We start from the raw sequence: 25,821 nt of genomic DNA on the forward strand, positions 1-25,821 counted from the left end.
ATTATTCAAGACGACGTGCCCGCGATACGGCAGGCTATTAGGCACAAGGAGGGCGCATGAGCCGTTTGCAACATTTTCTTTATGGTAGTCGCGACAGCATTCCGATGATCGTCGGTATTCTGCCGTTCGGTCTGATCTATGGTGCGCTGGCCAGCTTAGCCGGGCTTAGCCTCGGCCAGGCGCTGGGCATGTCGTTGCTGGTGTATGCCGGCTCTGCGCAATTTATTGCCATCAGCCTGCTGACGCTGGGCAGCGGTGCTGTGGTGATCTTGCTCACGACGTTCGTCGTCAACCTGCGGCATGTGCTCTACAGCGCGGCACTACAGCCTTATGTGGGGCGGCTTGGGCAGCGCTGGCGCGTGCCGTTGGCGTTTAGTCTGACCGACGAAACCTTCGCTGTGGTGCAGCGCCGTTATCTGGCCCGCGGCATGACTGAGCATGGTCAGTGGTACCACGCCGGGGTGGCGTTGGCGCTGTACCTGTCGTGGGTGGGCAGTTCGCTGGTCGGTGCACTGTTTGGCCAGAGTGTGCCAAACAGTGCTGGCTGGGGGCTGGATTTCGCCATGCTGGCGACCTTTATTGGCATTGTGGTGCCGGCGCTGCGCAGCCAACCGCAAATTGCCGCGGCGCTGGTGGCGGGCGCGGTGGCCTTGCTGTGCCATGCCTGGCCGTACAAACTGGGGCTGATGGCGGCCGCGCTCAGCGGTATTGCGGTTGGCGTGCTGCTGGAGCGGCAAAAACCGGCGGTGACGGTCGGGGAGCTCGGCTGATGGATATCTGGCTACTGATCCTTGGCATGGCGTTGATCACATTCGTCATTCGCTACAGCCTGTTTGCCCTGCCAGATCTGCGCTTCCCGCCACTGGTGCGCCAGGGGCTGCATTACGTGCCGACAGCGGTGTTGAGCGCCATTGTGCTGCCGGGCATGCTGATCCCAGATGGCCAGCAATGGGCATTCAATCTGCACAATGCCTACCTACTGGCAGGCCTGGCGACGATTGCCATTGCCGCGCTGACGCGACACCTGCTGGCGACCATTGGTGGCGGCTTGTTGGTGTTCTTCTTGTTGCGTGCGTGGCTCGGTCAGTTACCGATATAAGCGCGGCAAATTTGCCGAAAGTGCAGCAAAAAACCTGCGCTGCTGTGGCTTTGTCGGCTGCTCTTGCAGTCAAATGCCTGACCACCCGCTTGGCCACTGCACAAAGGTACACGGACGATGACCGAACAATCACAATTCGCATTGCTGGGTAAAAAACGCTTTTTACCGTTTTTTATCACCCAACTGTTGGGCGCCTTCAACGACAACATCTTCAAGCAATCGCTCATCCTCGCCATTCTGTTCAAGATCAGTTCGGGCGCTGACAAGGCCTTGCTGATCAACCTCTGCGCCTTGTTGTTTATCCTGCCGTTCTTCTTGTTTTCCGCCCTTGGCGGGCAGTTTGGCGAGAAGTTCGCCAAGGACTCGCTGATCCGCAAGATCAAGTTTGCTGAGATCGTGATCATGCTGCTGGGCGCGGCCGGGGTGTTGCTTGGCAACCTGCCGCTGATGCTCGCGGTGTTGTTTGCCATGGGCACGCAGTCGGCGTTGTTCGGCCCGGTGAAGTATTCGATTCTGCCGCAGCACCTCAAGGAGCAGGAGCTGGTGGGCGGTAACGCGCTGGTGGAGATGGGCACTTTTCTGGCCATCCTGGCCGGTACCATTGGCGCGGGCATCATCATGGGCAGCAGCGCCTACGCCTCGATAGTCGCGGCCAGCGTGGTGACGGTGGCGCTGCTCGGTTACCTGGCCAGCCGCGGCATTCCGGCTGCTGCCGCCGCCATGCCACAGCTCAAACTGGACTGGAACATCCTGCGTCAGTCCTGGTTGATCATGAAACTCGGCCTGGGCCAGCGCCCGGCGGTGTCGCGCTCGTTGGTGGGCAACTCGTGGTTCTGGTTTCTCGGCGCGGTGTACCTGACGCAGATTCCGGCGTACGCCAAGGAGTGGCTGTACGGTGACGAGAGTGTGGTGACGCTGATTCTCACCGTGTTCTCCCTGGGCATTGGCCTGGGCTCGATGCTGTGTGAGCGCATGAGCGGACACAAGGTGGAAATTGGTCTGGTGCCATTTGGCTCAATCGGCCTAACCGTTTTCGGCATTCTGTTGTGGTGGTTTTCCGGCGGCTTTCCTGAAGCAGCGGTGGCGCATGATTGGCTGACGGTGCTGAGTTACAGCCAGGGCTGGTGGATTCTCGGCTCGATTCTGGGCATAGGGTTGTTTGGCGGCTTTTACATCGTGCCGCTGTATGCGTTGATCCAGTCACGCACGGTGGAGCATGAGCGGGCGCGGGTGATCGCCGCTAACAACATCCTCAATGCGCTGTTTATGGTGGCGTCGGCGATTGCCTCAATCCTGTTTCTCAGCGTCGCCGAGCTGTCGATTCCGCAGCTGTTTCTGACCATTTCGCTGATGAACATCGCGGTCAACAGCTACATCTTCAAGATCGTCCCCGAATTCAGCATGCGCTTTATGATCTGGCTGCTCAGCCACTCGATGTACCGGGTTGAGCACAAGGGGCTTGAGGCTATTCCTGATGAAGGCGCGGCGGTGCTGGTGTGCAACCACGTGTCCTTTGTTGATGCGCTGCTGGTCGGCGGCGCGGTGCGCCGCCCGGTGCGTTTTGTCATGTACTACAAGATCTACAACCTGCCGGTGCTCAACTTTATCTTCCGCACCGCCGGCACCGTGCCGATTGCCGGGCGCAACGAAGACCTGCTGATCTATGACGCGGCGTTCAAAAAAATCGCCGAATACCTGCGCAATGGCGAAGTGGTGTGCATCTTCCCGGAAGGCAAACTGACCGGCGATGGCGAGCTCAATGAGTTCAAAAATGGCATCGAGCGCATCGTCGCAGACAACCCGGTACCGGTGATCCCCATGGCGTTACAAGGGTTGTGGGGCAGCTTTTTCAGCCGTGATCCACACAAGGGTTTATTCAAACGCCTGTGGTCACGTATCACCCTGGTGGCGGGTGCACCGGTGCCTGCCGAAGCGGTCAAGCGTGAGCTGTTGCAGGCGCAGGTGGCGGCATTGCGTGGTGAGCGACGTTAGCTCGGTATGACCTAGGGCACTGGTGCTGGTTATCCTCGCTCGGCGGTCTATGGTTGCTGTTGTGCTTAGTCCACGTAAAGGTATTGCGCCATGTCTACGAAAACCCTGTTGCCCCTGCTATGCGCCGGCATGCTTGGCGTCGCTGAAGCCGCCGTGGTGGTCAAAGCGGTGCCCTATGAAATTGACGGTGAGGCATTCGAGGGCATGCTGATTTATGACGATGCGATCACTACGCCGCGTCCGGGCTTGCTGATGGTGCCCAACTGGCTGGGCGTCAGCGAGGACTCGGCGAAGAAGGCCGCACGTGCCGCCGGCGATAAGTACGTGGTGTTTATGGCGGACATGTACGGTAAAGGCGTGCGCCCCACCAACGCTGTAGAAGCCAAAACGGCTGCGACCTTTGTGCGCAGTGATCGGTCACTGATGCGCAAACGGGCCCAGGCGGCGGTGGAGGTGCTTAAGGCGCAAACCGCACAGGTAGCCTTGGATGCCAGCAAACTGGGGGCGATTGGTTTCTGCTTTGGTGGCGGTGCGGTGCTCGAGCTGGCGCGCTCCGGCGCGGAGCTGCAAGGTTTTGTGTCCTTCCACGGCAATCTGGATACGCCTAACCCGAGCGATGCGCAGAACATCAAGGCACCTGTTCTGGTATTGCACGGTGCGGATGATCCGAGCGTGCCTGCTGAGCAGGTCGCAGGCTTTATCGCCGAGATGAAGGCCGCCAACACCGATTGGCAATTGGTCAGCTACGGCGGCGCAGTGCATTCCTTCACCAACCCGCAAGCCAGTGTGCCGGGGCGCAACCAATACCATCCGGTGGTGGCCGCGCGCGCGTTCAAGGCCATGGATGATTTGTTCAGCGAGGCGTTCGGTCAGCGCTGACAGCAACTGCTGCTTTGCTGTGCCAGGCGTGCCCCACCAGCCGGTCAGCCTGGCAGCTCGATCCGCGCAGTCTCACCAGGTACTGACGGCCAGTCCTGCGCGGCCCAGCGCTGGCGGGCCTGGTCGATCAGGGCCTGGTCGCTGGCGACGAAATTCCAGTTGATCCGCCGGGGGCCGACTGGTGCGCCGCCAATCAATACCAGATGGCTCTCGCTACAGGCGCTGAGGGTAAAGGTCTCGCCTTCGGGCATTACCAGCAGGCCGCGCAGTGGCAGTTGCTGTTCATCGAGCGCTGCGTCCCCGTCAATCAGATACAGCGCGCGCTCGGCATGTTCGGTCGGTATCTGCAGTGTGGCCCCGGCGGCCAGCTTGATTTCTGCATAAAGCGTTGGGGAGCACACCGGCACCGGTGATTGCAGGCAGAAACCGCTGCCGGCGATCAGGCAGATGTCCACACCCATACTCGTGCTGCGCGGCAGGCTGCTGGCTGGGTGGTGACTGTAGCTCGGTAGGCCTTGCTCTTCAGCCGTGGGCATGGCCAGCCAAACCTGCAAGCCATGCATGCGTGAGCCGCTGCGCTGCAAGGCTTGAGGGGTGCGCTCGACATGCGCCACGGCTTGCCCGGCAGTCATCCAGCTGACTTCGCCAGGCCTGACCAGTTGATCCGAACCAAGGCTGTCCTTGTGTTGTAACTGCCCTTCGAACAGGTAAGTGAGGGTGGACAGGCCGATGTGCGGATGCTGGTTGATGTTCATCCCGCGACCGGCCGGGTAGGTGTTTTCAAGCATATGGTCGAAAAACACGAACGGGCCGACGCTGCGGCATTTGGCCGAGGGCAGGGGGCGCAGAATGGGTTGTCCGGAGATGTCTTCCTGGCGCGGCTTGATCAGCAGAAAGTCACTCATAATGCGGCCTCGCGCAGTAGGGTGCTGACCTTAACCTCGCTGCTGGTCATCAGTTTGTGCACTGGGCATTTGTCGGCAATACGCAGCAGCTGCTGGCGCTGTGCCTCGTCCAGTGCGCCATGCAGGGTCAGTTCGACATTTAAGCTGTAGACGCCTTGGCGCTCCTGGCTGCTATCACGGCTCAGGGTCACGTCGAGGCCGTCCAGCGGTAAGCCTTTCTGCTTTGCATAAAGTGACAGCGTCAGTGCTTTACACGCGCCGAGTGCCGCGTCGAACAGGTCATGCGGGTCAGGTGCCAACGCTGTACCGCCTAGCTCCACGGCGACGTCGCTATGCAGGGTGTGTGGACCAATGCTGATGCGCTGCAGCAGGCCTTTTTCGTTGCTGATGCTGATCATTGGTACTCCAGTGTCAGGGGCTGAATTGGCAGCCTAGCTTAGGCCATCAGTCGGCGGCCACTGCTTTATATGCGCACATTTACGCCACGCACAGGCAGCCACTGAGCCTGTGTGCCGAGGCCTGCTGACAAAGCACTGAAGGGCAGTCAGTGCTTTGCGAGGGGCGCCAAGCCGGGTGAACTTGCATTCAATACACGGAGTCTATGAGCTCAGTCTGTCAGGAGGACACCGACTTGCTAGCCTTTAAAATCAGTTTTGCCTTGATCCTTGGCTTTGCGGCTCAGTTTGCCCAGGCCCGTGACTATCGCTACAGCGATGCACATCTGCACTACGTCGATTTCTTTCAGGAAAGTGCTGGCATGACTGCGCTGTTTGAGCAGATGGCCGCCGGCAATATCGAACATGTGATGTTGTCGGGCGTTCCAGTGGCGAAGAAGTGGCATGAAGACGAGCCCAAGCGCCCGCGTTACTACGCCGGCGATGATGCCGACGCCTATTGGTACAGTGCCACCGATGTGCTGGTGGCGCACGCATACAAGCAAGTGCCTGCCGAGCAGCGCAAGCGACTGCACCCGTTTCTCTCAGGCTTCAACCCAAATGACAAGAATGCCGATGCGCATATCCGCCGCATGCTCGAGTTCGATCCCGGGCTGTGGCAGGGTATCGGTGAAATATTTACCCGGCATGACGACCTTACTGCGTTGATCAATGGTGATACCCCGCGTGCCAATAACGAGGCACTGGCGCGAGTTTTCCACCTGGCCGCCGAGTACGACCTGCCGGTGATGTTGCATTCCAATATCACCTCCAAGCGTGAGCGTAATCCGTTGTACCTGCAGGAAGTCGAAGACCCGCTGCGCAACCATCCGCATGTGCGGTTTATCTGGGCGCATGCCGGCACCAGCATGGAGATTCATCGGCACCAGGAAAAACTGGGTTTTCTTCTGACCACTCTTCAACGAATGCTCAAGCAGTACCCCAATCTGTATATCGACCTGTCCTGGACCATGCTCCAGCCCTACCTGCTGGACGCCGAGGGTCAGCCTGATCCGGCTTGGGTGACATTGGTCAGCAGCTACCCGGCGCGCTTTATGTTGGGTTCTGACGTGGTTGGCCGGTTTAATGGCCTGGCTGAAAATATGACCGGCTTTAAGCCGTTTCTCGACGCCTTACCCGAGGATGTCGCCCAGCAGGTGGCGCGCGATAACTTCCTCGCCGTGCTGCCACGCAAGGTGCAGGCCGAGCTGGCAGAGTAAGCCTGTCATCGCGCTGTCATACCGGTGTCATAGGCTCGCGCTCATCTAAAAAGGAGCGCGACATGCACTACACCCGTTTCAGCGGCCTGGCCGCACTTGTCCTGATTAGCAGTCTGGCCCAAGCCGAAGTCCGTGTTGAGGGGCCGGTCGAATATGGCGTGTTCGTCAGCGATTATCAGGATTTTCAGGCTGGCGAGCGGGTGCTGGCCCGCAGCAATCAGCAGATCGAAACCGCTGAAGTGATCCCCGCCAAGCTTGGCAGCAAATTCGGCCTGCGCTACAGCCTGGCGGGCAAGCAGGTCAATGACTCGCCGCTGACCCTGCTGTACCTCACGCCGGGGGTGATCACCCCAGATGGCAAGCGTCATGACAAGTTTGTCGTGACGCAAAAGCTGGTGCCCACTGCGCCGCAGGATGTGATGGCCTTCGAATTCACCGAGGCGCACGAAGTGGTGCCGGGAGAATGGCACTTTATGGTGTTTCAGGATGACCGCAAGTTATTGGAGCAGCGCTTTTTCGTGCGCTAAACCTAGGTTAAGGCGTGCTAAAAACCCGAGTATTGGCTCGGGTTTTTTTATGTGACAGTGATCAAGAATATGGCTGTGAGGCCGATAGCTGGAAAGTTGATTGAATGCTGGCTGAAGGCCTTGGTTATGCCCATAAGGCATGCATGGCGCTATGCCGTTGACCATATGTCAGACCGTAAGGACACCCCGTAATGACCCTAAGAAACCTCAATATTGCGCCCAGAGCATCGCTCGGCTTTGGCTTGGTGGCATTGCTGGTTCTGCTACTTGGCAGCTTTTCGTTGTTGCAGATGGCTGAAATGAACAAGCAGTCAGATCAGATAAACGGGAACTGGTTGCCTAGCATTCTCAGTCTGGGCGAGATGAACCAGGATATTTTGCGTTTGCGTGCCCTGACTCTGCGCATGCTGGCCAGTTATGAAGAGACCGTCGTTGCGGATACCTTGCCGCGTATCGAAGAGCTCAGAAACATGCTGGAAAAGGCGCAAGCGGATTACGAGAAACTGATAGTCACCGCCGAAGAGCGCACTGTGTACGAGCGCTTCAAGCAAGGTGAGTACGCTTACTTACAGGAGCAGCGGAAAATTGTTGATGCGATGCGTCAGAATGATGCGTCAGCAGCCCGTGCCGTGATGGAAGGCTCTATCAACTCACATGCTGACAGCATGGCCAAGGCACTGAACGATCTGTCTGTGTTGAATCGCGAAGGTGCCACCGCTGCTGCCAAGAGTAGCGATGAAGTATTTGCTAGCGCGCGTTTGTGGGTGATTACGATGATCGTGCTAGCCGTTTTGCTGACCGTGGTGCTGGCACTGCTGTTGACGCGTAGCATCGTCGCGCCGCTGGCCGAAGCCGTCCGGGTTGCCGAAGTCGTGGCGGGTGGCAATCTCACTCAGTCGATCAATGTGTTGGGTACGGATGAGCCTGCGCGCTTGCTCGGTGCGTTGAAAAGCATGCAGCAGAGCCTGCGCAGCACGATTCAGAATATTTCTGACTCATCTAATCAACTCGCCTCTGCCTCGGAAGAGCTGAATGCGGTCACTGAGGATTCAACCCGCGGCTTGCTGCAGCAAAACAATGAAATCGAGCAGGCCGCCACGGCGGTCAACCAGATGACCAGCGCTGTCGAGGAAGTGGCGCGCAATGCGGTTAGCACCTCGGAAGCCTCCAGCGATTCCAACCGCACCGCGCTGCAGGGCCGTGAGCAGGTTCGCCAGACCGTTGACTCGATCAGCGCCCTGGCTGACGACGTGACCCACACTGCTGTTGAAGTCGAGCAACTGGCTGGCCAGGTACGCGATATCAGCAAGGTGCTGGATGTGATCCGTTCGATTGCCGATCAGACCAATCTATTGGCACTCAACGCCGCCATTGAAGCCGCGCGGGCCGGTGATGCAGGGCGTGGTTTTGCTGTGGTGGCGGATGAGGTGCGCGCCTTGGCTCACCGTACTCAGCAGTCGACCAGCGAAATCGAGCAGATGATCAGTGGTATTCAGCAAGGCACTGATAATGCGGTGAATGCCATGCAGAGTAGCAATACGCGAGCGCGTTCAACCCTCGAGGTGGCCACGGCCGCAGGGCAGGCGCTGGAAGAGATTACTGCAGCCATCTCGCAGATCAACGAGCGTAACCTGGTGATTGCCAGTGCTTCGGAAGAGCAGGCCCAAGTGGCCCGCGAAGTGGATCGTAACCTGGTGAATATCCGTGACTTGTCGATGCAGTCGTCGGCTGGTGCCAATCAGACCACTGCCGCAAGTCAAGAGCTATCGCGCCTGGCAGTGGACCTGAATACGCTGGTGTCGCGTTTCTCGATTTGATCCTGAATGGCCTCGGCTGCAAGAGCGGCCGCCGGCATGTTCAGCCTCTGCGGGTTTTGTAGAGCCGGCAGGTAACCAACAAAAAAGGCCACCCCGAGAGGTGGCCTTTTTCATACTGCAAACAACTGGGGTGGCTTACTTGCCAGCCCAGCGCTTGAGTACCAGTGTCGCGTTGGTGCCACCAAAGCCGAAGCTGTTGCTCATCACTGTATCGAGCTTGGCGTTCTCGACGGTGCTGCGCTGGATCGGCAGGTCGGCGATTTCCGGGTCGACTTCGTCGATGTTGACCGAGCCGGCGATGAAGTTACCTTCCATCATCAGCATGCAGTAAATCGCTTCCTGCACGCCTGCAGCGCCCAGCGAGTGACCAGACAGGCTCTTGGTCGAGCTGATGGCCGGAGCTTTGGCGCCAAACACTTCGCGTACTGCGCGGCTTTCGGCGACATCGCCGACCGGAGTCGAGGTGCCGTGGGTGTTCAGGTAGTCGATCGGTGTGTCGACAGTGGCCAGCGCTTGCTGCATGCAGCGCACGGCACCTTCACCGCTCGGGGCGACCATGTCGTAGCCATCGGAGGTTGCGCCGTAACCGATGACTTCGGCATAGATTTTCGCGCCGCGCTTGAGGGCGTGTTCGAGTTCCTCGACCACGACCATGCCACCACCGCCGGCGATGACGAAACCGTCACGCTTGGCGTCGTAGGCGCGTGAGGCTTTTTCCGGGGTGTCGTTGTACTGGGTCGACAGTGCGCCCATGGCGTCGAACAGGAAGCTCTGGCTCCAATGCTCTTCTTCGCCGCCGCCGGCAAATACGATGTCTTGCTTGCCCAGCTGGATCTGCTCCATGGCATTGCCGATGCAATGCGCACTGGTGGCGCAGGCCGAGGAGATCGAGTAGTTGACGCCCTTGATCTTGAACGGCGTGGCCAGGCAGGCGGACACGGTGCTGCCCATGGTGCGCGGTACGCGGTAGGGGCCAACACGCTTGACGCCTTTCTCGCGCAGGATGTCCATGGCCTCCATCTGGTTGAAGGTCGACGCACCGCCGGAGCCGGCAATCAAACCCACGCGTGGGTTGGAGATGTCTTCCGCGCTAAGGCCGGCGTCAGCGATGGCCTGCTGCATAGACAAGTAGGCAAAGGCGGCGGCGTCACCCATAAAGCGATAGACCTTGCGGTCGATCAGCTCTTCCAGGTTCAGGTCAACCGAGCCGGACACGTGGCTGCGCAGGCCCATTTCGGCATAGGCAGGGTTGAAGCGGATGCCTGACTTGCCTGCACGCAGGCTGGCCGAGACGGTGGTTTTGTCATTGCCGAGGCAGGAAACGATGCCTAGGCCGGTAATTACGACGCGACGCATGCAGAGAGTCCTTTAGAAGTTGTCGGTAGAGGTGAACAGGCCAACACGTAAGCCTTCGGCGCTGTAGATCTCGCGGCCATCGACGCTGACGGTGCCATCGGCAATAGCCAGGACCAGGGAGCGAGCAATGGTGCGTTTGATATGGATGTTGTAGGTGACTTTCTTCGCGGTTGGCAGCACCTGACCGAAGAATTTGACTTCACCCGAGCCTAGGGCGCGGCCACGGCCTGGGTTGCCCTGCCAGCCGAGGTGAAAGCCAACCAGCTGCCACATGGCGTCAAGGCCCAGGCAGCCTGGCATCACCGGGTCGCCTTCGAAATGGCAGGCGAAGAACCACAGGTCTGGAGTGATATCGAGCTCGGCGACTATTTCGCCCTTGCCGTACTTGCCGCCAGTGTCGCTGATATGGGTGATGCGATCGATCATCAGCATGTTCGGCGCGGGCAGTTGCGCATTACCTGGGCCGAACAGTTCGCCACGGCTGCAGCGCAACAGGTCTTCCCGGGTGAAGGCGTTTTGTTTGGTCATGCGAGCTCCTCAATATGTCCCATGCGCCAAGGCTGGGCGAATCGTCCTGGCTGGCGGCGCAGTTTGCTGCGCTTGCCAATAACCTAGTCATAGACTGTTGCGTTGTAGTGAAAGTCACAGCCTTGTGAGTACAGTTGTACTCCGCTCTTGTTGGCCTGTCATAGTGGCCTTACGCATTAGCCTGCAACAGTTCGATCTTCTTGACTACCCATCGACGGACGAGGGGGTAGCCAGCGCTGCAATATTCGTTGCAAATCCGCTCTTTTGAACGGCTTTGCCAGGTAGTCATTCATGCCGCAATCCAGGCACGTTTCGCGGTCGCCCTGCAGGGCGTTGGCGGTCAGGGCGATAATCGGTATCTCAGCACAGCCGGGCAGTAGGCGGATCTGCCGAGTAGCCTCATAGCCATCGATGATGGGCAGCCGGCAGTCCATCAAAATTGCCGCATAACCGTGCTGACTGGCCTGATAGATGGCTTGGGCACCATCGCCAACCAAGCTCACGTGGTAACCCAGGCTGCGCAGCATGGCTTCGATCACGGTTTGATTGACCGGATTATCTTCCACTAACAGCACCGCCTGACCGCTACCCTGGCCCGGCGACTGTGCGCTGTCGCTGGCCGCCGCTGCAGTTTGCTGAGAAAACGGTAGGGGTATCTCCACGGTAAATACCGAGCCATGACCTTCCTCGCTAGTCGCGCGCAGTGTGCCGCCCATACGTTCGACCAGCGTGCGCGCGATAGGCAAGCCCAGACCTGTGCCGCCGTAACGTCTTGAAATAGACGTGTCGGCTTGCTGGAACGCATCGAACATGTGCTCCAGGCGCTCAGGGGAAATACCAATACCACTGTCATGTACCGCGCAACTGAACCACAACACCTGGTTATCCAAGGCCTGCCAGGTGCAGTGCACGCGAATGCTGCCGGTTTCTGTGAACTTCAGTGCATTGCCGATCAGGTTGACCAGGATCTGGCGAATACGCGTCGGGTCTCCGCGAACCTGCAGTTGCTCCAAGCCGTCTTGAGCTTCCAGTTGCAGCAGTAGGCCGCGTTGTTGGGCGCTGTGCTGGAACACTTGAATTGAACTTTGCAGCAGCACCTTGAGATTGAAGGGGATGTGTTCCAGTTCCAATGCACCGCGTTCGATGCGTGAGAAGTCGAGAATGTCGTTGATGACCTTGAGTAGGTGTTCGGTGGACTCGGTGGCCAGCGCCGCGTATTCCGCCTGTTCCTGGGTCATTTCGGTGGTTTCCATGAGCTGCAACATACCCAGAACACCGTTCATGGGCGTGCGTAGTTCGTGGCTCATCATCGCCAGGAAGTCGGATTTTGCGCGGTTAGCCAGCTCGGCTTGTTCGCGTGCCTGGATCAGCAAACTCATCGCCCGCTGTTGTTCTTCACTGGCATTGGCGAGGCCGTGAGCGAGGTTGTTGATGTGCCGCGCCAGTGCCTGCAGCTCGCCTTCGCCGACCTCAGGCAGGGTGGCCTGGTAATTACCGGCTTGAATGGCGCTGACGGCTTCACCCATGGCACTGAGGGGTTGCGACAGGTGGCGGGCTAAGCGGCGAGCCAGAAGGAAGGTTAAAACCAGGGCAAACAGAGCGAGCAGGGCTGCCTTGAGGAGTATTTCCTGCTGCCGGGTGTTGAACGCGTCGCTCGAGATGCCCACGACCACACGCCCTAGATAATCATTCGGGGGAGGCGAAAGGTTGGCATTGTCGCTGTGCATAAAATCTGCGTTGAGGGTGATCTTTTGCAACAGAATCGGCGCTTCGAAGACACTCACCTCGGTCCGGGAAACGCTATGGCTACTGGGTTGTTCGACGTAAAGGAGGATGCGATCGTCGTGGTCGCGCACTTCCAGAAAACGCACGTGCGGGGTCTGTAGCGTGACCCCGAGCAGTGACTTGAGCACTGTCAGGTTGCCGGAAATAACGCCGTACTCGGTGGCTGGTGCGAGCTGGCTGGCGATCAGTTGGCCAGTCTGCTTGAGCTCCAGCTGCAGTTCCTGAATGCGCGTAAAGGTAAAAAAACCGGTCAGCAGCAGGGTCAATAGCAGTGCAGGCCCCACGCTGATGAGCTGGGTACGAGTATGGATATTCCAATGGCGTGGCAGCTTCATGGGTGTTCTCCTTCAGCGAGCTTCTGCGCCAGTGATTCGTTGCTGGGCAATTCAATTGCCAGTGAGCGTGCAACCTGGGGGTTGCTGGTGACCTTGAAGTGACTGGGGTAGCTGCTTTTCGGCCATCTTGCTGGGGGCTGATCGAGGAGTTCCTCAAGGCTGGCCAGCCAGTCATCCTTGTCGCTGTAGATGCTGGCCAAACTACCGGCCTGGACGAAGCTGGCGCTAGGGCCAATCATCGCGCGCTGATGGGTATAGCTGGTGAGCAAGAGGTTCTTCACGGTGTGTGAATTGAACAGCTCTGGGTTGTTGATGCCCAGCAGTACATCGCTGTGTGACAGCAGATAGAGCAGCGGTCGGCTGTCACGCGTATCACTCCAGCGCCGCGTCACGAGCCTCATGCCTTGGGCCGTTGCGGCTTGACGGTATTCATCGAGCAGGAACTCACTGTGCGCGTCATACAGCATGCCGACGCGCAGCGCAGCAGGTAGCAGTAAGCGCAGCAGGCTCATCTGGCGCTGCGGCGAGGGGTCGCTCCAGAGCAGGCTTAGCTGCGCGGGCAGGGTTGCGGGCAAGCTGCTGGCTTGCAGGCGACTGATGCGCAAGGCCAAGGTGGGTGGGCCTGTGGGATCGTTCAGGCGCCAATCCAGTGCTTGTCTATCGAGCAATACCAAGCGGCTGGTGTCAGGTAGTTGCGAGGGCGCGGGGAGTTCGCTCAAGGCAACAAACCTGACCTGATCCTGCGGTCGGCGTTGTTTCAGCTCGTTGACGAACGCCTGGATCGCGGGGTTGTCCGTGCTGCTGCTGAAGATGACTTCGGCGGTCCAGGCGGGCAGTGCAATCAGCAGGCAGCAACAGAGTAATAGCAGGCGGCTCATCCATTGGCCTCAGCAGTTATCCTTGACGGCTCGGGCATCTAAAAATCCAGTTGCGCACTGACATACACCAGGCGGCGCTCGTCATACAGGTTCTCGCGCCAGGTTAGGGCTTCATCATCCAGGCGTTGCTGCACCATAAGCGCCAGTTCCAGGTCGCTTTTACCCAGGTTGAAGCGCTTGGCAACACGCAAATCAGCGCGCTCGAAACGCCGTTCATTGAGCAGGTCCGCGCCATAGTAGAACAGACTGCTCGACCAGCCGCCGCCCCACTCATGTAGCCAGCCGGCAGAGCCGCTGTAACGTGCGGTCAGGCGCCGGTAGGATTTTTCTGAGGTCTCGAAATCTACGTAGGCGTAGGTCAGGCGCAGACGATCCGAGGATGTGAATGTCCAGTCGACTTCAGTTTCCGCGCCACGCAGCCACATGTAGTTGTTGTTGTCTTGGAGGAATTCTTTGATTTTCAGCGGTTCGGCGATCATCCGGTGAATTTCGTCGTTGAACAGCTTGATGTCGACCTGTAAGCCAAAATCGAACTGGCCGTTATAGCCGATCTCACGCGAGCGCATGATCTCTTGCTGCAGGTTGCCGGGCCCTTGCGCAGTCGCGTAGTAATAGGCCGAGTCGCGGCCGTTCAGCGTCGGCGACAAGTTCTCCATGAGGTAGGACCAGTTGACGTTGTTTTCCTGCATGTCCGGTGAGCGGATCGCCTCGGAATAGACGAAGCGCAAGCCGTGACGTGGGGTAATCAAGTAGTTGAGGGCGATGCGCGAGGTCAGCGAGCTGCCGCTGAGGGTATCGTCTTCATGCATGACGCCGCCCTGCAGGACGAAATGTTCACTCAGGTGCCACTCCAGGTGGCCGAACAAACGCCAGATTTCGTTACTCAGGCTGCCTTGAAAGTAGCTTTGCGAATCGCTGCTGTCTTTACGGTAGTTCATGCCGCTGAGCAGGCGCAGGTCATCGCTCAGGCTTAGCGTGTCCTGCAGCTCAAAGTCGTAACGGCTTTCATTAATATTGTTGTTGATGTCGCCACACACTGGCGCCTGCAGCGCGCCGCCGTTGGCATAGAAGTTATTGCCGATGGCGACGGCCAGCGGCCCTGCCGATGCGGGTATTTTTTTGCCTTGTCGGAGTAGCCGGGAGACGGTGTCGAGCATGTCCGGGTCGAGCTTTTGCAGCGCCGCGACTTCTGGCGTGAAGGACAGGGCCAGGTCGCACGTACGCCATTCCTGGGTGCGCTCCCAGCGCTGCGCATAGGCCTGTAGCTGCAGGTTGTGCGTGCTGCTGGTGTCCAGGCTCCAGCGCACCGAGCCGGAAAAATCGCGCGCTTTGATGTCTTTGTTGCTGTCGCCGTTCGGGACTATGCCTCTGACCAAGGCCTCTTCATCGGAATAGAAGTTTTTTTGGTTGCTGCCTTCTTTGGCGGCCAGTTGCCAGTCGAGGGTCTGGCTGTCGTCCAGCGTGTGGCTCGCACTGAACTGCATGCGCGTGCTGCGGCGACTGTCGCGGTAGGGTTGATCCTTGTCGGTGTGGTCAAAGCCGCTGTCTTGTTGGCCAGAGAGCGACAGGCGGAAATCACCGTTCCCGCTGCTGAAACCCTGGCTGCCATACCAGTCATCAATACCGCGCTGGCCGTGGATGTATTTCAAACGTGTGCCATGGCTATTGGCGGGATTACGGGTGGTGATGCTGATTACCCCAGTCAGCGCATTGGCACCGTAGCTGACGGTGTTGGGGCCGCGAAACACTTCAATTCGCTCGATATCTTCCATGGCCAGCGGCAGGTCGCTCCAATCAACGGTGGCCAGACCCGGTCGATACACCGAGCGCCCATCGATCAGCACCTGCAAGCGCCGGGCTGAACCAACCTGGCCGCCATGGTAGTTGACCGTCATTTCGTTGCCTTTGACGTAGCCGACCATCATGCCTGGCACCAGGCGCATCAACTCTGGAATGTCGCGTGCGCCGCTGGCATCAATCAGCGCGCGGTCAATCACCGAAACGCTCCCCGGAACCGCAGCAGGCGACTGTTTCAAACGGGTGGCGCTGAGGATTTCAGGTAGCGCCTGGCCTTGCTCGAACAGGTCTTCGGCCGCTACCAGTGCGGGGGCCAGCAAGGCCAGTGCGCCGATCAGTGATGCTAGGGAGGTAGGGTTAGCCACGCAAACGCTCGGACGATATTCAAAGGCCAGCATGTTAACCGAGGCATCAGGCTTTTGCAGGGGGCACGAGCAATGGCTTAAATTGGTCGTGCACGCTCAGCACCGTATAATGCGGGCGATTTGCCTCTTTCAATGGTTCACCACGGATGTGTTATGACTGATCAGCAACCCATCGCAGTGCTTGGCGGCGGTAGCTTCGGCACTGCAATTGCTAATTTGCTGGCGGAAAATGGCCAGCAGGTCCTGCACTGGATGCGCGACCCCCAGCAGGCCCAGGCGATTCGACTGACCCGTGAAAATCCGCGTTACCTCAAAGGCATCAAAATTCACCTGGGTGTGGAGCCTGTGACCGATCTTGCCGCGGCTTTGCACGCCTGCCAGATGGTTTTTGTCGCCTTGCCCTCCAGCGCCCTACGGCAAGTGTTGCAGCCGTTGGCGGAGCAGCTTGCAGGCAAGCTGTTGGTTAGCACCACCAAGGGGATCGAGGCGCAGAGCTTTCTGTTGATGAGCCAGATTCTTGAGGACATTGCCCCGCAAGCGCGCATCGGCGTGCTCTCTGGGCCGAACCTGGCCCGTGAAGTGGCCGAGCATGCGCTGACCGCTTCGGTGGTCGCCAGTGAGGATGAAGACCTTTGCCAGCAGGTGCAGGCGGCGCTGCATGGCCGCACCTTTCGTGTCTACGCCAGTGGCGACCGTTTTGGTGTCGAACTGGGCGGTGCACTGAAAAACGTCTACGCCATCATTGCCGGCATGGCCGCCGCCATGGGCATGGGCGAAAACACCAAGAGCATGCTGATTACTCGCGCTTTGGCAGAAATGACTCGTTTTGCCGTCAAGCTGGGTGCTAACCCGATGACCTTCCTTGGCCTGGCCGGCGTGGGCGATCTGATCGTCACCTGTTCGTCCGCTAAAAGTCGGAATTACCAAGTCGGTTTTGCCTTGGGCGAAGGCTTGAGCCTGGAGGACGCGGTTGAGCGTTTGGGCGAAGTGGCGGAAGGGGTAAACACCATAAAGGTGTTGAAGTCCAAAGCCGAGGAGCTGGATGTCTACATGCCGCTGGTGGCAGGTTTGCATGCGATTGTGTTTGAGGGGCGTACGCTGGATCAGGTGATTGGCGCGCTGATGAATGCAGAGCCGAAGACCGACGTCGACTTTATCCCCACCAGCGGTTTCTGAGTTTCACCTTTAAGACCTGCAAGGAGATAAACATGAGTGATGGCAATCAGGAACTGCAGCGCGAATCCATTCTGCTGCGCATTCTCTGGATGGTGATGTTCACCATCGTCTGGCAACTGGCGGAATTACTCTTGGGCGCGGTGGTGCTGCTGCAGTTGGCTTACCGCTTGTTCTATGGCGCGCCAAATGCGGGCCTGCTCGGTTTTGGCGACAGCCTGAGCCAGTACCTGGCGCAGATCGGGCGCTTCGGCACCTTTAACAGCGATGAAAAGCCTTGGCCATTCGCTGACTGGCCAACGCCGCAAGCACCGCAGGGCGAAACCCCGCACAGCATACCGCCGGCTGCTCACCCGGTGCGTGACGAAGAGCCCAAGCTGTGAAGCGTCCGCTAGCGAGGGCAGAGCGTTGAAACTGTGGTTGCTGCGCCACGGTGAGGCCGAGCCGTCTGCACGCAGCGATGCCGAACGCAACCTGACGGCCCATGGCCGGCAGCAGGTGCGCGAAGCCGCTGCGTTTGTGCAAGGCCGTCCATTGCAAGCGGTGCTGGTCAGTCCCTATGTGCGCGCTCAGCAGACGGCGGATCTGCTCTGCGAGGTGTTGGCATTCAGCGGCGCGCGGGAAAACGTGGCCTGGCTGACGCCGGAAAGTGACGTGCGTCAGGCCATGCGCGAGCTTGATAGCTACCCATTCAAGGAGCTGTTACTGGTGACCCATCAACCGCTGGTAGGTGCCTTGGCGGGCCTGCTGGTGCATGGTCATCGCCAGCAGCCCTTGACCATGAATACCGCCAGCTTGGCGTTGCTTGAGGGTGATGCGCTGGTCGCTGGGCTGATGACGTTGGCGGCTCACCAGCACCCTGTGCAGTGCTGACGTAGCAGTACACACCGAAACATTTCTCCTCTTGCGGGTCACCTTTGTGCGTGGAATAGTCCAACCAAGCAATTGCTTGGTTGGCTCCACAAAAACTACAAAGGAGGAAGCCCTGTGGCTGATGCAAACCGTTTGCCGCTTGAGGTGTTTTATGAGCGTGAGGCTCTGCACCCGAATAAACGCTACATGGTGCAGCCGCTGCCGGGCGGTCAGCTGCAGGAACTGAGTTGGGCTGATGTCGGCGAGCAAGCGCGCCGTGCGGCTAATTGGCTGCGTAGCCGGGAATTGCCGCAGGGCAGCCGGATTGCGATTATTTCCAAGAACTGCGCGCACTGGATTATCAGTGATCTGGCGATCTGGATGGCCGGCCACGTCTCGGTGCCGCTCTACCCGAACCTTACCGCCGAGTCGGTCGGCCAGGTGTTGCGCCATTCCGAAGCGGCGCTGGCATTTGTCGGCAAGCTGGATGACTGGCCGGCCATGGCTCCGGGTGTGCCGGAAGAGATTGCGACTATTGGCCTGCCATTACGCCCGCAAGGCGCGTTCAGCTTTACCTGGGCTGAGTTGCAGGCGTGCGCGCCGATCCAGGACAACCCCAAGCCGGCCGCCGATCAGCTCGCCACCATCATCTACACCTCGGGTACCACCGGCACGCCGAAAGGGGTGATGCAGCACTTCAGTAACTTCGGTTTTGCGGCCACGCACGCGACCAAGCTGTTCGGTGTGGGGGAGGCTGACCGGGTGTTGTCCTACTTGCCGCTGTGCCACGTGGCCGAGCGCATGTTTGTCGAACTGGCTTCAATTTATTCAGGGCAAACGATTTTCTTTGCCGAGAGCCTGGATACCTTCCTCGAAGACCTCAAGCGTGCGCGCCCGACAGTATTGTTCGGCGTGCCGCGGATCTGGACCAAGTTTCAGATGGGCGTGTACAGCAAGATGCCCGCTGAGAAACTCGACTTTCTACTCAAGCTACCCCTCATCGGCCGCATCGTCGGCAAGAAGGTACTGGTTGGCCTGGGCCTGGATGCCGTGCGCTACGCGCTGTCGGGTGCGGCGCCAGTGCCGGAGGCATTGCTCAACTGGTACAAGCGCCTCGGGCTGGAGGTGCTTGAGGTGTATGGCATGACCGAGAACTGCGGTTATTCGCATGTCTGCCGGCCCGGCAAATTCCAGCAGGGCTGGATTGGCCAAAACAACCCAGGGGTTGAGGTGCGGATTGCCGAAGATGGCGAGGTGCAGGTACGCAGTGGCGCGACCATGCAGGGCTATTACAAAGACCCGGAGAAATCCGCCGAGACCATCACCGCCGATGGCTTCCTGCGTACCGGTGACAAAGGTGAGCAGGACGCCCAAGGCAACCTGCGGCTGACTGGCCGGATCAAGGAGATTTTCAAAACCAGCAAGGGCAAGTACGTGGCGCCGGCCCCCATCGAGAACCGCTTGAGTGAGCACTCGCGTATCGAGCAGGTGTGTGTGGTTGGCGATGGCATGGCCCAGCCCATGGCCTTGTGCGTGCTCTCCGAGGTGGGACGCAGCGAAGCGGCCAACAGTGCTCGGGGCGAGCTGGAAAGCAGCCTGAAAAAACTCTTGGAGCAGGTCAACCAGAGCCTCGATAAGCACGAACGACTGCAACGCCTGGTGCTGGTCAAGGAAGTCTGGGCAGTCGACAACGGCTTTCTCACGCCAACCCTGAAAATCAAACGCGCAATAGTCGAAGGTACCTACGCTGAGCGTTTTAGCGAGTGGACTGAGCGCAGCGAAGCGGTGCTCTGGCATGAGTAAGTAGGCATCTGGCCGGCATTGGTGCCGGCCACTTTCTTGCGCAACATACTTTTAAGGATTGACTATGGCCCTCTGGCAGCAAACCCCGAACCTTGAGCAGCTCAATGGCTTTCTGCAGAACACCATTGGCGAACAATTGGACATTCGCTTCGAGTCCTTCGACGACGAGTCGATCACCGCCAGCATGGTGGTCGACTCGCGTACACATCAACCCTATGGGCTGCTGCATGGCGGTGCTTCAGTGGTACTGGCGGAAACACTCGGCTCGACCGCCAGCCACCTGTGCATCGACAGCAGCAAGTTCTACTGCGTCGGCCTGGAGGTGAATGCCAACCACCTGCGTGGCGTGCGCAGTGGTCGAGTCACTGCGGTGGCGCGGCCGGTTCACCTGGGGCGGACCACCCACGTCTGGGACATCCGCCTGAGCGGTGAGGATGGCAAAGCCAGTTGTATTTCCCGGTTAACCATGGCCATCGTGCCGCTGGGAGAAAACGACCCGGCTCAGCGCTAACAGGCAAAACCCGCCAGTGCTGCGCTGGCTGGCGAGCTGCCCATCAGGTTTGGCCATAGTGCCGTCATTCACTGGCCGTTTTGTCATTGCCGCACGTGCATGGCTACCGGACAATCATCACTCATTACCCTTATAAGTCTGCCGCCATGACCCAGCACGTGTTCTTCGCCCATGCCAATGGCTTTCCTTCGGCCACCTACGGCAAGTTGTTTGCCGCGCTGGCACCTGACTATCAGGTGCAGCACCTTGAGCAGCATGGTCACGACCCGCGCTTTCCGGTGAATGAAAACTGGAGCAACTTGGTCGATGAGTTGATTCATCACCTCGAAGCCAATCAGCAGCCGGTATGGGGTGTGGGCCATTCGCTGGGTGGGGTGCTGCATTACCATGCCGCCTTACTCCGTCCGGAGTTGTACTGCGGGGTGGTGATGCTCGACTCGCCGGTGCTGACCCTGGCCGACAAAATCGTCATTCGTGCGGCTAAACGCTTTGGCTTTATCGACCGCATCACCCCGGCCGGCCGCACCCTGGGGCGGCGCGAGGAGTTTATCGACCTGGCCGAAGCGCGCCGTTATTTCGCGGCCAAAAGCCTGTTCAGCCGCTTCGATCCGGAATGTCTGGATGCCTATATTGAGCATGGCTTGCAGGCGAACGCGAACAGCCTGCGCCTACGCTTTGATCCAGCCACGGAAATCAGCATCTACCGCAACGTGCCGCACACCAGCCCTGGTCGGCCGCAACAGTTGCAGGTGCCGCTGGCCGTGGTTCGGGGTCAGCACAGTCGCGTGGTCATGCCGCACCATACCCACCTGGTGCGGCGCGTGCCGAAAGGCGAATACTTGACGTTACCCGGCGGCCATATGTTTCCTCTGGAGCGTCCTCAGGACACCGCGCAGTTGCTGAAGACGCTGTTTCAGCGCTGGTCTGGTCAGCCCACAAGCGAGCAAAGTGCATGAGCCTGAATTTCGAAGAGGTGCGTCTGCGCCTGCCACACATTGAACTGGCAGCCCATCTGTATGGGCCTGAAGATGGCCTGCCGGTGATTGCCTTGCACGGCTGGCTTGACAATGCCGCCAGCTTTGCCCGCCTGGCGCCGCTGTTGCCGGGCTTGCGCATCGTCGCCCTGGATTTTGCCGGGCATGGCCACTCTGATCACCGCCCGCCAGGCAGCAGTTACGCCATCTGGGATTATGCCTACGATGTGCTGCAGGTCGCCGAGCAGTTCGGCTGGCAGCGTTTCTCCCTGCTCGGGCATTCCATGGGCGCGATTGTCTCGGTGCTGCTGGCGGCGGCCATGCCCGAGCGTGTCGAGCGTTTGGCGTTAATTGACGGGCTAATTCCCTATACCGGCGAGGCGGACAGCTCACCGCAGAAACTCGGCGAAGCGCTCAAGGCGCAGCTGGCCTTGGCCGGTAAAAACAAGCCGGTGTACGCCGAGTTTTCCCGCGCGGTTGAAGCACGCATGCGCGGCGTCGGTGCGGTCAGTCGCGAAGCGGCCGAGCTGCTCGCCCAGCGTGGCCTGATGCCGGTGCCCGGTGGCTATACATGGCGTACCGACAGCCGCCTGACCCTACCGTCACCGTTGCGCCTGACCCATGCGCATGCGTTGGCGTTTGCGCGCGGCCTGCAATGCCCGACTAAATTGCTGATGGCGCAACAAGGCATGCTGCTGGCCCAACCGAGCATCCAGCAATTGCTCGAAGGCCTGGCCGTTGAGGCGGTGCAGTTGCCCGGCGGGCATCATTTGCACCTGGATGACGAGCAAGGTGCAGCGCTGGTAGCAGACTGTTTCAAAGCTTTCCTGGGTGCGTCTTGACTTGATCTAGGTAACTGGGGAAGGTGTGGCGATAGCCATGGAGATTTGCATGATCGACCTGTATACCGCCGCCACCCCTAACGGCCATAAAGTGTCCATCGCACTGGAAGAGTTGCAACTGCCTTATAACGTGCAGGCATTGAGCTTCGACAAACAGGAGCAGAAGGCTGCGGCCTTTCTCAAGATAAACCCCAATGGCCGCATCCCGGCGATTGTTGATCGCGGCAACGACGACTTTGCGGTGTTTGAGTCCGGTGCCATTCTGCTGTACCTGGCCGAGAAAACCGGGCAGCTGCTGCCCAGCGACGGCAAAGCCCGTTCGCGGGTAATCCAGTGGTTGATGTTCCAGATGGGCGGCGTCGGCCCGATGCAGGGCCAGGCCAATGTGTTTTTCCGCTACTTCCCGGAAAAGCTGCAGGGGCCTATCGACCGCTATCAGCATGAAACCCGGCGCCTCTATGAGGTGCTCGACACGCGCCTGAGCGAAGCGCAATACCTGGCCGATGACTACAGCATTGCCGATATCGCCACTTATCCCTGGGTGCGGATCCATGAGTGGGCGGGTGTTGCGGTCGACGGGCTGGAGCATCTGCAGCGCTGGATGAATGAGTTGGCTGCGCGCCCGGCGGTGCAGCGGGGCCTGTTGGTGCCGCCGCGCGAAGAAGACGGCGATAAAATCGTCAAGGCCGGCCAGTCGATGTTGATCAAATGAGCCGGGTTAATCGGTTTTGCCTCGGCTTGAGTGTGCTGCTGGCCAGTACTGTTGCCTGTGCCGACGTTGCCGGCAGTCATGACCTTGAGGTGCTGCCGCGTTTTGCTGAAAGCAAGATTGTCAGCTTCAAGGACGTTGCCGAGCAGGAACGCATCTACCCGCAAGGGTCGATCCGGCGCATCAGTGGCACCTTGCGCTACGAGCGCGAAGTCGCCGCTAAAGGTCAGCTAACCGCCGTGACTTATGAATTGCCGCGCAGCCACTCGGCCAATGAGGTGTTCGCCAATGCCCGTGCCGCCCTGCAAGCGCAAGATGCCGAGCTGCTGTACTGGTGTGTAGGTCGCGAATGCGGCTCAAGCAGCCTGTGGGCGAACGCGGTATTCGACAATACCAAGCTGACGGGTGCTGATGACGAGCAAACCTATGCGTTGTTGCGCCTGGCTGAACCACGTCAGGACAGCCTGTTGGCGTTGTACAGCATCACTCGCGGTAACAAGCGCGCCTACCTGCATGCCGAATTACTCACGGCCAATGCAGCATTGGGTGAAGTGTTGCCAACACCGGCTACCTTGCAGCGCCAGCTGAAAAGTACTGGTGAACTGCGTCTGACCAAGCAGGTCGAACCTAGCGCTGCCTGGGTCGAACTGCTGGCGCGCAGCCTCAGGCTGGACAGCACGTTGCGCGTCAGTATCAGCGGTGCGCAGGCGCAAGCCTGGCGTGAGGCACTGGTTGCACAGCGGGTTCGCGCCAGCCGTCTGGAACTGGGTGAGCCTGATGTCAATGGCGTGCAACTCAACGTGCTGCGCTAGACCGTCATTTGCGCTGCGTTTGTCGTTATAAATTTTCCGGCTCTGACCCTTGTGGCAGAGCCGTTTTCGTTGTGCAGGGAGCTGAATGAATGGCCAATAATGATCGGCTGCTGGTGCAGATACTGCTTCTCGTCTTGCTTGGTGCCAGCCTGTGGGTGCTGGCACCGTTTTGGTCGGCGCTGTTTTGGGCAGCGGTGCTGTCCTTTGCCAGCTGGCCGGTGATGCGCGTACTGACGCGCTTGCTCGGCGGTCGTCAGGCGCTGGCTGCAGGTCTACTGACTTTGGTCTGGACCGTGGTGGTTGCGGTGCCTTTGCTGATGCTCGGGTTCAACCTGGCGGATCACATCAAGGATGCCACCGCGTTGCTCAAGGGGTTCCAGGTTGAAGGCTTACCGCCGGTGCCCTCCTGGTTGGCAGATGTGCCGCTGGTGGGTGATCGCCTGGTGGGCTTCTGGCTGACCATTGACCAGCAGGGCGCGGCATTTTTCGCCACAGTCCGGCCGTATCTGGGGCAGGTTGGCAACTGGCTGTTGGCGCGCAGTGCGCAGATCGGTGGCGGCATATTGGAACTGGCGCTGAGCCTGATCCTGGTGTTCTTTTTCTACCGCGACGGGCCTCGGCTGGCCGCGTTTGCGCAAAGCCTGTTGCAACGTTTGATCGGTTCTCGTGCCGACCACTACTTGGAGTTAGTGGCCGGTACGGTTCAGCGGGTGGTCAACGGCGTGATCGGTACCGCAGCAGCGCAGGCCACTCTGGCGTGGGTCGGCTTCACCATCGCCGGTGTGCCGGGGGCGCTGGTGCTGGGTGTTATGACGTTCGGCTTTAGCCTGATCATGGTGCCACCACTGGTCTGGGGGCCTGCAGTGGCTTGGTTGTTCTGGCAGGGCGAGGCCGGCATGGGGATCTTCTTACTGATCTGGGGCTTTTTTGTGATCAGTGGCGTCGACAACATTCTTAAGCCATACCTGATCAGCCGCGGCGGCAACCTGCCGTTGATCGTGGTGCTGCTCGGGGTGTTTGGCGGCATCCTGGCGTTTGGCTTTATGGGCCTGTTCCTCGGCCCAACCTTGTTGGCGGTGGCCTACAGCCTGCTGAGTGACTGGGTGGGCAGCCCTGCCGGGAGCATTGTGCTCACCAGCAGCGAGCCCGCCGACCAGCCGCACAGCTAAACGCTCAGTGGCTAGTGATCGCCGCGCTCGTATTTATCTAGGGTATCGCTGGCGATCTGCCGGCCGAGCATGATCAGCTCCGGGGCCTTGTAGAACTCGAAGAAGCGGCATACGCGCTTGGGCACGTTGATCAGGATGTCTGGTGGGTAGCCGGCGATTTTGTACTGCGCCAGGGAGGTCTGCATGACCTCGAAGCTCTGGTTGATCAACTCCAATAAAGAGGCCGGGCCACTGAGGTCGGCCACCCGCGAGCCGCTGGCGGATTTGGGGGCGGCGGGTTTGTCCTGGTTGCCGCGGCTTTGTTGTTGCCAGGGGTTGATGGCTTCAGGCTGCAAGGAGCTGTCATGTTCTTCGAGCAACAGCATTTCGTCCTCCTCGCTGTGTTTACGCTTGAACGAGGGCAGGTGCGAGCCCAATGAGCTCATCAGCAGATCGAAGCGGCCTTTGAGTGCCGGCGTACGTTCGATGATCGGCAGCTCGTAATGCCGCTGATTAGTCGAGTTAAGGTTGACCGCGACAATCAAATCGCAGTGGCTGGACACCACCGGGACGATGGGTAACGGGTTGAGCAAGCTGCCATCGACCAGCATGCGGTTGCCTTGCACCACTGGGGTGAACAGGCTGGGAATGGCCGCCGAAGCGCGCATGGCCTGGTGCAAACAGCCTTCCTGAAACCAGATTTCCTGCTGGTTGGTAAGGTCGGTGGCGACTGCCGTGAAGGGGATGCGTAGATCCTCGATGTCGATCTCGCCGAGCATTTCACGAATCTTGCCGAAGACCTTCTCGCCACGAATCGCGCCGAGGCTAAAACTCACATCGAGCAGGCGTAATACATCCAGGTAATCCAGGCTTTGGGTCCACTCACGGTATTCCTTGAGTTTACCGGCGGCGTAAATTCCGCCGACCACCGCGCCCATGGAGCAGCCGGCAATGCAGGCAATTTCATAGCCACGGGCTTCTAGTTCTTCGATCACGCCGATGTGCGCATAACCACGCGCGCCACCGGAGCCCAATACCAGCGCAATGCGCTTACTCATTCGTATGCCCCTCGTATCGATT

Annotated in this window: 25 protein-coding genes; 17 read left to right on the forward strand and 8 right to left on the reverse strand. The window is 59.3% G+C overall.

Annotation, left to right across the window (positions count from 1 at the left end):
- Positions 1–56 precede the first annotated feature (56 nt).
- The 4 genes from Q0V31_RS14260 to Q0V31_RS14275 all read left to right on the forward strand — a co-directional run bounded on the left by Q0V31_RS14260 (position 57) and on the right by Q0V31_RS14275 (position 3,970).
- Positions 57–770 carry an AzlC family ABC transporter permease gene (locus Q0V31_RS14260; protein ID WP_298188456.1) on the forward strand — a complete coding sequence of 238 codons (714 nt, stop codon included), beginning with the start codon at positions 57–59 and terminating at the stop codon, positions 768–770.
- Complete coding sequence (locus Q0V31_RS14265; protein WP_298188457.1) at positions 770–1,099, forward strand: AzlD domain-containing protein; 330 nt, start codon at positions 770–772, stop codon at positions 1,097–1,099. Before Q0V31_RS14260 ends, Q0V31_RS14265 begins: the two co-directional genes overlap by 1 nt.
- A 117-nt stretch (positions 1,100–1,216) precedes the next feature.
- Entirely contained in the window at positions 1,217–3,091 is a 1,875-nt protein-coding gene (locus Q0V31_RS14270) for an MFS transporter (RefSeq protein WP_298188458.1), read from the forward strand.
- A 90-nt stretch (positions 3,092–3,181) separates the two neighbouring features.
- Entirely contained in the window at positions 3,182–3,970 is a 789-nt protein-coding gene (locus Q0V31_RS14275; protein ID WP_298188459.1) for a dienelactone hydrolase family protein, read from the forward strand.
- Positions 3,971–4,014: 44 nt separating this feature from the next.
- Here the strand turns inward: Q0V31_RS14275 and Q0V31_RS14280 are convergent, their stop codons facing one another.
- Positions 4,015–4,875, reverse strand: a complete 861-nt coding sequence (locus Q0V31_RS14280; protein ID WP_298188460.1) for a pirin family protein — start codon at positions 4,873–4,875, stop codon at positions 4,015–4,017.
- Positions 4,872–5,273, reverse strand: a complete 402-nt coding sequence (locus tag Q0V31_RS14285; protein WP_298188462.1) for an OsmC family protein — start codon at positions 5,271–5,273, stop codon at positions 4,872–4,874. Before Q0V31_RS14285 ends, Q0V31_RS14280 begins: the two co-directional genes overlap by 4 nt.
- Positions 5,274–5,506: 233 nt before the next feature.
- Here Q0V31_RS14285 and Q0V31_RS14290 point away from each other — a divergent pair, with 233 nt between their 5' ends.
- The 3 genes from Q0V31_RS14290 (at position 5,507) to Q0V31_RS14300 (ending at position 8,873) form a co-directional block, all read left to right on the forward strand.
- On the forward strand, positions 5,507–6,529 hold the full coding sequence (locus tag Q0V31_RS14290; protein WP_298188463.1) for an amidohydrolase family protein: 1,023 nt from the start codon (positions 5,507–5,509) through the stop codon (positions 6,527–6,529).
- A gap of 62 nt (positions 6,530–6,591) precedes the next feature.
- Complete coding sequence (locus Q0V31_RS14295; RefSeq protein ID WP_298188466.1) at positions 6,592–7,056, forward strand: DUF3859 domain-containing protein; 465 nt, start codon at positions 6,592–6,594, stop codon at positions 7,054–7,056.
- Between the two features lie 191 nt (positions 7,057–7,247).
- Positions 7,248–8,873 carry a methyl-accepting chemotaxis protein gene (locus tag Q0V31_RS14300; RefSeq protein ID WP_298188468.1) on the forward strand — a complete coding sequence of 542 codons (1,626 nt, stop codon included), beginning with the start codon at positions 7,248–7,250 and terminating at the stop codon, positions 8,871–8,873.
- A 135-nt stretch (positions 8,874–9,008) separates the two neighbouring features.
- Here Q0V31_RS14300 and fabB read toward each other — a convergent pair whose 3' ends face one another.
- From fabB to Q0V31_RS14325, 5 genes are all read right to left on the reverse strand, one after another.
- Positions 9,009–10,229 carry a beta-ketoacyl-ACP synthase I gene (gene fabB / locus Q0V31_RS14305; protein ID WP_298188470.1) on the reverse strand — a complete coding sequence of 407 codons (1,221 nt, stop codon included), beginning with the start codon at positions 10,227–10,229 and terminating at the stop codon, positions 9,009–9,011.
- Between the two features lie 12 nt (positions 10,230–10,241).
- Complete coding sequence (gene fabA, locus Q0V31_RS14310) at positions 10,242–10,757, reverse strand: 3-hydroxyacyl-[acyl-carrier-protein] dehydratase FabA (RefSeq protein WP_274088616.1); 516 nt, start codon at positions 10,755–10,757, stop codon at positions 10,242–10,244.
- A gap of 176 nt (positions 10,758–10,933) precedes the next feature.
- The gene (locus Q0V31_RS14315) at positions 10,934–12,877 is read right to left on the reverse strand and encodes an ATP-binding protein (RefSeq protein ID WP_298188477.1); all 1,944 of its coding nucleotides are present in this window, start codon (positions 12,875–12,877) and stop codon (positions 10,934–10,936) included.
- Positions 12,874–13,755, reverse strand: coding sequence for an ABC transporter substrate-binding protein (locus tag Q0V31_RS14320; RefSeq protein WP_298188478.1), 882 nt, complete (start codon positions 13,753–13,755; stop codon positions 12,874–12,876). Before Q0V31_RS14320 ends, Q0V31_RS14315 begins: the two co-directional genes overlap by 4 nt.
- A gap of 38 nt (positions 13,756–13,793) precedes the next feature.
- Positions 13,794–15,950, reverse strand: coding sequence for a TonB-dependent receptor (locus Q0V31_RS14325; RefSeq protein ID WP_298188480.1), 2,157 nt, complete (start codon positions 15,948–15,950; stop codon positions 13,794–13,796).
- Positions 15,951–16,070: 120 nt separating this feature from the next.
- Between Q0V31_RS14325 and Q0V31_RS14330 the strand changes: the two genes are divergently transcribed.
- The 10 genes from Q0V31_RS14330 (at position 16,071) to Q0V31_RS14375 (ending at position 24,762) form a co-directional block, all read left to right on the forward strand.
- The gene (locus tag Q0V31_RS14330) at positions 16,071–17,093 is read left to right on the forward strand and encodes an NAD(P)H-dependent glycerol-3-phosphate dehydrogenase (RefSeq protein ID WP_298188482.1); all 1,023 of its coding nucleotides are present in this window, start codon (positions 16,071–16,073) and stop codon (positions 17,091–17,093) included.
- A 32-nt stretch (positions 17,094–17,125) separates the two neighbouring features.
- Positions 17,126–17,473 (forward strand): DUF4389 domain-containing protein, encoded by a 348-nt coding sequence (locus tag Q0V31_RS14335; RefSeq protein WP_298188483.1) that lies wholly within the window; start codon positions 17,126–17,128, stop codon positions 17,471–17,473.
- A gap of 25 nt (positions 17,474–17,498) precedes the next feature.
- Positions 17,499–17,963, forward strand: coding sequence for a phosphohistidine phosphatase SixA (sixA, locus tag Q0V31_RS14340; RefSeq protein WP_298188484.1), 465 nt, complete (start codon positions 17,499–17,501; stop codon positions 17,961–17,963).
- Positions 17,964–18,077: 114 nt separating this feature from the next.
- Positions 18,078–19,745, forward strand: coding sequence for an AMP-binding protein (locus Q0V31_RS14345; RefSeq protein ID WP_298188485.1), 1,668 nt, complete (start codon positions 18,078–18,080; stop codon positions 19,743–19,745).
- 64 nt (positions 19,746–19,809) lie between these two features.
- Entirely contained in the window at positions 19,810–20,256 is a 447-nt protein-coding gene (locus Q0V31_RS14350; protein ID WP_298188487.1) for a hotdog fold thioesterase, read from the forward strand.
- 146 nt (positions 20,257–20,402) lie between these two features.
- Entirely contained in the window at positions 20,403–21,212 is an 810-nt protein-coding gene (locus tag Q0V31_RS14355) for an alpha/beta hydrolase (protein WP_298188489.1), read from the forward strand.
- Positions 21,209–22,072: an alpha/beta fold hydrolase gene (locus Q0V31_RS14360; RefSeq protein WP_298188491.1), complete on the forward strand. Its 864-nt coding sequence runs from the start codon at positions 21,209–21,211 to the stop codon at positions 22,070–22,072. The genes Q0V31_RS14355 and Q0V31_RS14360 overlap by 4 nt, the downstream gene beginning before the upstream one ends.
- 49 nt (positions 22,073–22,121) lie before the next feature.
- Entirely contained in the window at positions 22,122–22,784 is a 663-nt protein-coding gene (locus tag Q0V31_RS14365; RefSeq protein ID WP_298188493.1) for a glutathione S-transferase N-terminal domain-containing protein, read from the forward strand.
- Positions 22,781–23,593, forward strand: a complete 813-nt coding sequence (locus Q0V31_RS14370; protein WP_298188494.1) for a DUF4892 domain-containing protein — start codon at positions 22,781–22,783, stop codon at positions 23,591–23,593. The genes Q0V31_RS14365 and Q0V31_RS14370 overlap by 4 nt, the downstream gene beginning before the upstream one ends.
- 89 nt (positions 23,594–23,682) lie before the next feature.
- Entirely contained in the window at positions 23,683–24,762 is a 1,080-nt protein-coding gene (locus Q0V31_RS14375) for an AI-2E family transporter (RefSeq protein WP_298188495.1), read from the forward strand.
- Between the two features lie 11 nt (positions 24,763–24,773).
- On the opposite strand, the gene Q0V31_RS14380 is transcribed toward Q0V31_RS14375, so the two are convergent.
- Complete coding sequence (locus tag Q0V31_RS14380; protein ID WP_298188497.1) at positions 24,774–25,799, reverse strand: patatin-like phospholipase family protein; 1,026 nt, start codon at positions 25,797–25,799, stop codon at positions 24,774–24,776.
- Positions 25,800–25,821 lie beyond the last annotated feature (22 nt).

This window comes from uncultured Pseudomonas sp. (assembly GCF_943846705.1).
Lineage (GTDB): Bacteria > Pseudomonadota > Gammaproteobacteria > Pseudomonadales > Pseudomonadaceae > Aquipseudomonas.

What these genes read in the sequence shown, in the direction of transcription:
- Q0V31_RS14260 (WP_298188456.1), top strand. Translation starts at nt 57, where the DNA reads ATGAGCCGTTTGCAACATTTTCTTTATGGTAGTCGCGACAGCATTCCG.
- Q0V31_RS14265 (WP_298188457.1), top strand. Translation starts at nt 770, where the DNA reads ATGGATATCTGGCTACTGATCCTTGGCATGGCGTTGATCACATTCGTC.
- Q0V31_RS14270 (WP_298188458.1), top strand. Translation starts at nt 1,217, where the DNA reads ATGACCGAACAATCACAATTCGCATTGCTGGGTAAAAAACGCTTTTTA.
- Q0V31_RS14275 (WP_298188459.1), top strand. Translation starts at nt 3,182, where the DNA reads ATGTCTACGAAAACCCTGTTGCCCCTGCTATGCGCCGGCATGCTTGGC.
- Q0V31_RS14280 (WP_298188460.1), bottom strand. Translation starts at nt 4,875, where the DNA reads ATGAGTGACTTTCTGCTGATCAAGCCGCGCCAGGAAGACATCTCCGGA.
- Q0V31_RS14285 (WP_298188462.1), bottom strand. Translation starts at nt 5,273, where the DNA reads ATGATCAGCATCAGCAACGAAAAAGGCCTGCTGCAGCGCATCAGCATT.
- Q0V31_RS14295 (WP_298188466.1), top strand. Translation starts at nt 6,592, where the DNA reads ATGCACTACACCCGTTTCAGCGGCCTGGCCGCACTTGTCCTGATTAGC.
- Q0V31_RS14300 (WP_298188468.1), top strand. Translation starts at nt 7,248, where the DNA reads ATGACCCTAAGAAACCTCAATATTGCGCCCAGAGCATCGCTCGGCTTT.
- fabB (WP_298188470.1), bottom strand. Translation starts at nt 10,229, where the DNA reads ATGCGTCGCGTCGTAATTACCGGCCTAGGCATCGTTTCCTGCCTCGGC.
- fabA (WP_274088616.1), bottom strand. Translation starts at nt 10,757, where the DNA reads ATGACCAAACAAAACGCCTTCACCCGGGAAGACCTGTTGCGCTGCAGC.
- Q0V31_RS14315 (WP_298188477.1), bottom strand. Translation starts at nt 12,877, where the DNA reads ATGAAGCTGCCACGCCATTGGAATATCCATACTCGTACCCAGCTCATC.
- Q0V31_RS14320 (WP_298188478.1), bottom strand. Translation starts at nt 13,755, where the DNA reads ATGAGCCGCCTGCTATTACTCTGTTGCTGCCTGCTGATTGCACTGCCC.
- Q0V31_RS14325 (WP_298188480.1), bottom strand. Translation starts at nt 15,950, where the DNA reads ATGCTGGCCTTTGAATATCGTCCGAGCGTTTGCGTGGCTAACCCTACC.
- Q0V31_RS14330 (WP_298188482.1), top strand. Translation starts at nt 16,071, where the DNA reads ATGACTGATCAGCAACCCATCGCAGTGCTTGGCGGCGGTAGCTTCGGC.
- Q0V31_RS14335 (WP_298188483.1), top strand. Translation starts at nt 17,126, where the DNA reads ATGAGTGATGGCAATCAGGAACTGCAGCGCGAATCCATTCTGCTGCGC.
- Q0V31_RS14350 (WP_298188487.1), top strand. Translation starts at nt 19,810, where the DNA reads ATGGCCCTCTGGCAGCAAACCCCGAACCTTGAGCAGCTCAATGGCTTT.
- Q0V31_RS14355 (WP_298188489.1), top strand. Translation starts at nt 20,403, where the DNA reads ATGACCCAGCACGTGTTCTTCGCCCATGCCAATGGCTTTCCTTCGGCC.
- Q0V31_RS14360 (WP_298188491.1), top strand. Translation starts at nt 21,209, where the DNA reads ATGAGCCTGAATTTCGAAGAGGTGCGTCTGCGCCTGCCACACATTGAA.
- Q0V31_RS14365 (WP_298188493.1), top strand. Translation starts at nt 22,122, where the DNA reads ATGATCGACCTGTATACCGCCGCCACCCCTAACGGCCATAAAGTGTCC.
- Q0V31_RS14370 (WP_298188494.1), top strand. Translation starts at nt 22,781, where the DNA reads ATGAGCCGGGTTAATCGGTTTTGCCTCGGCTTGAGTGTGCTGCTGGCC.
- Q0V31_RS14375 (WP_298188495.1), top strand. Translation starts at nt 23,683, where the DNA reads ATGGCCAATAATGATCGGCTGCTGGTGCAGATACTGCTTCTCGTCTTG.
- Q0V31_RS14380 (WP_298188497.1), bottom strand. Translation starts at nt 25,799, where the DNA reads ATGAGTAAGCGCATTGCGCTGGTATTGGGCTCCGGTGGCGCGCGTGGT.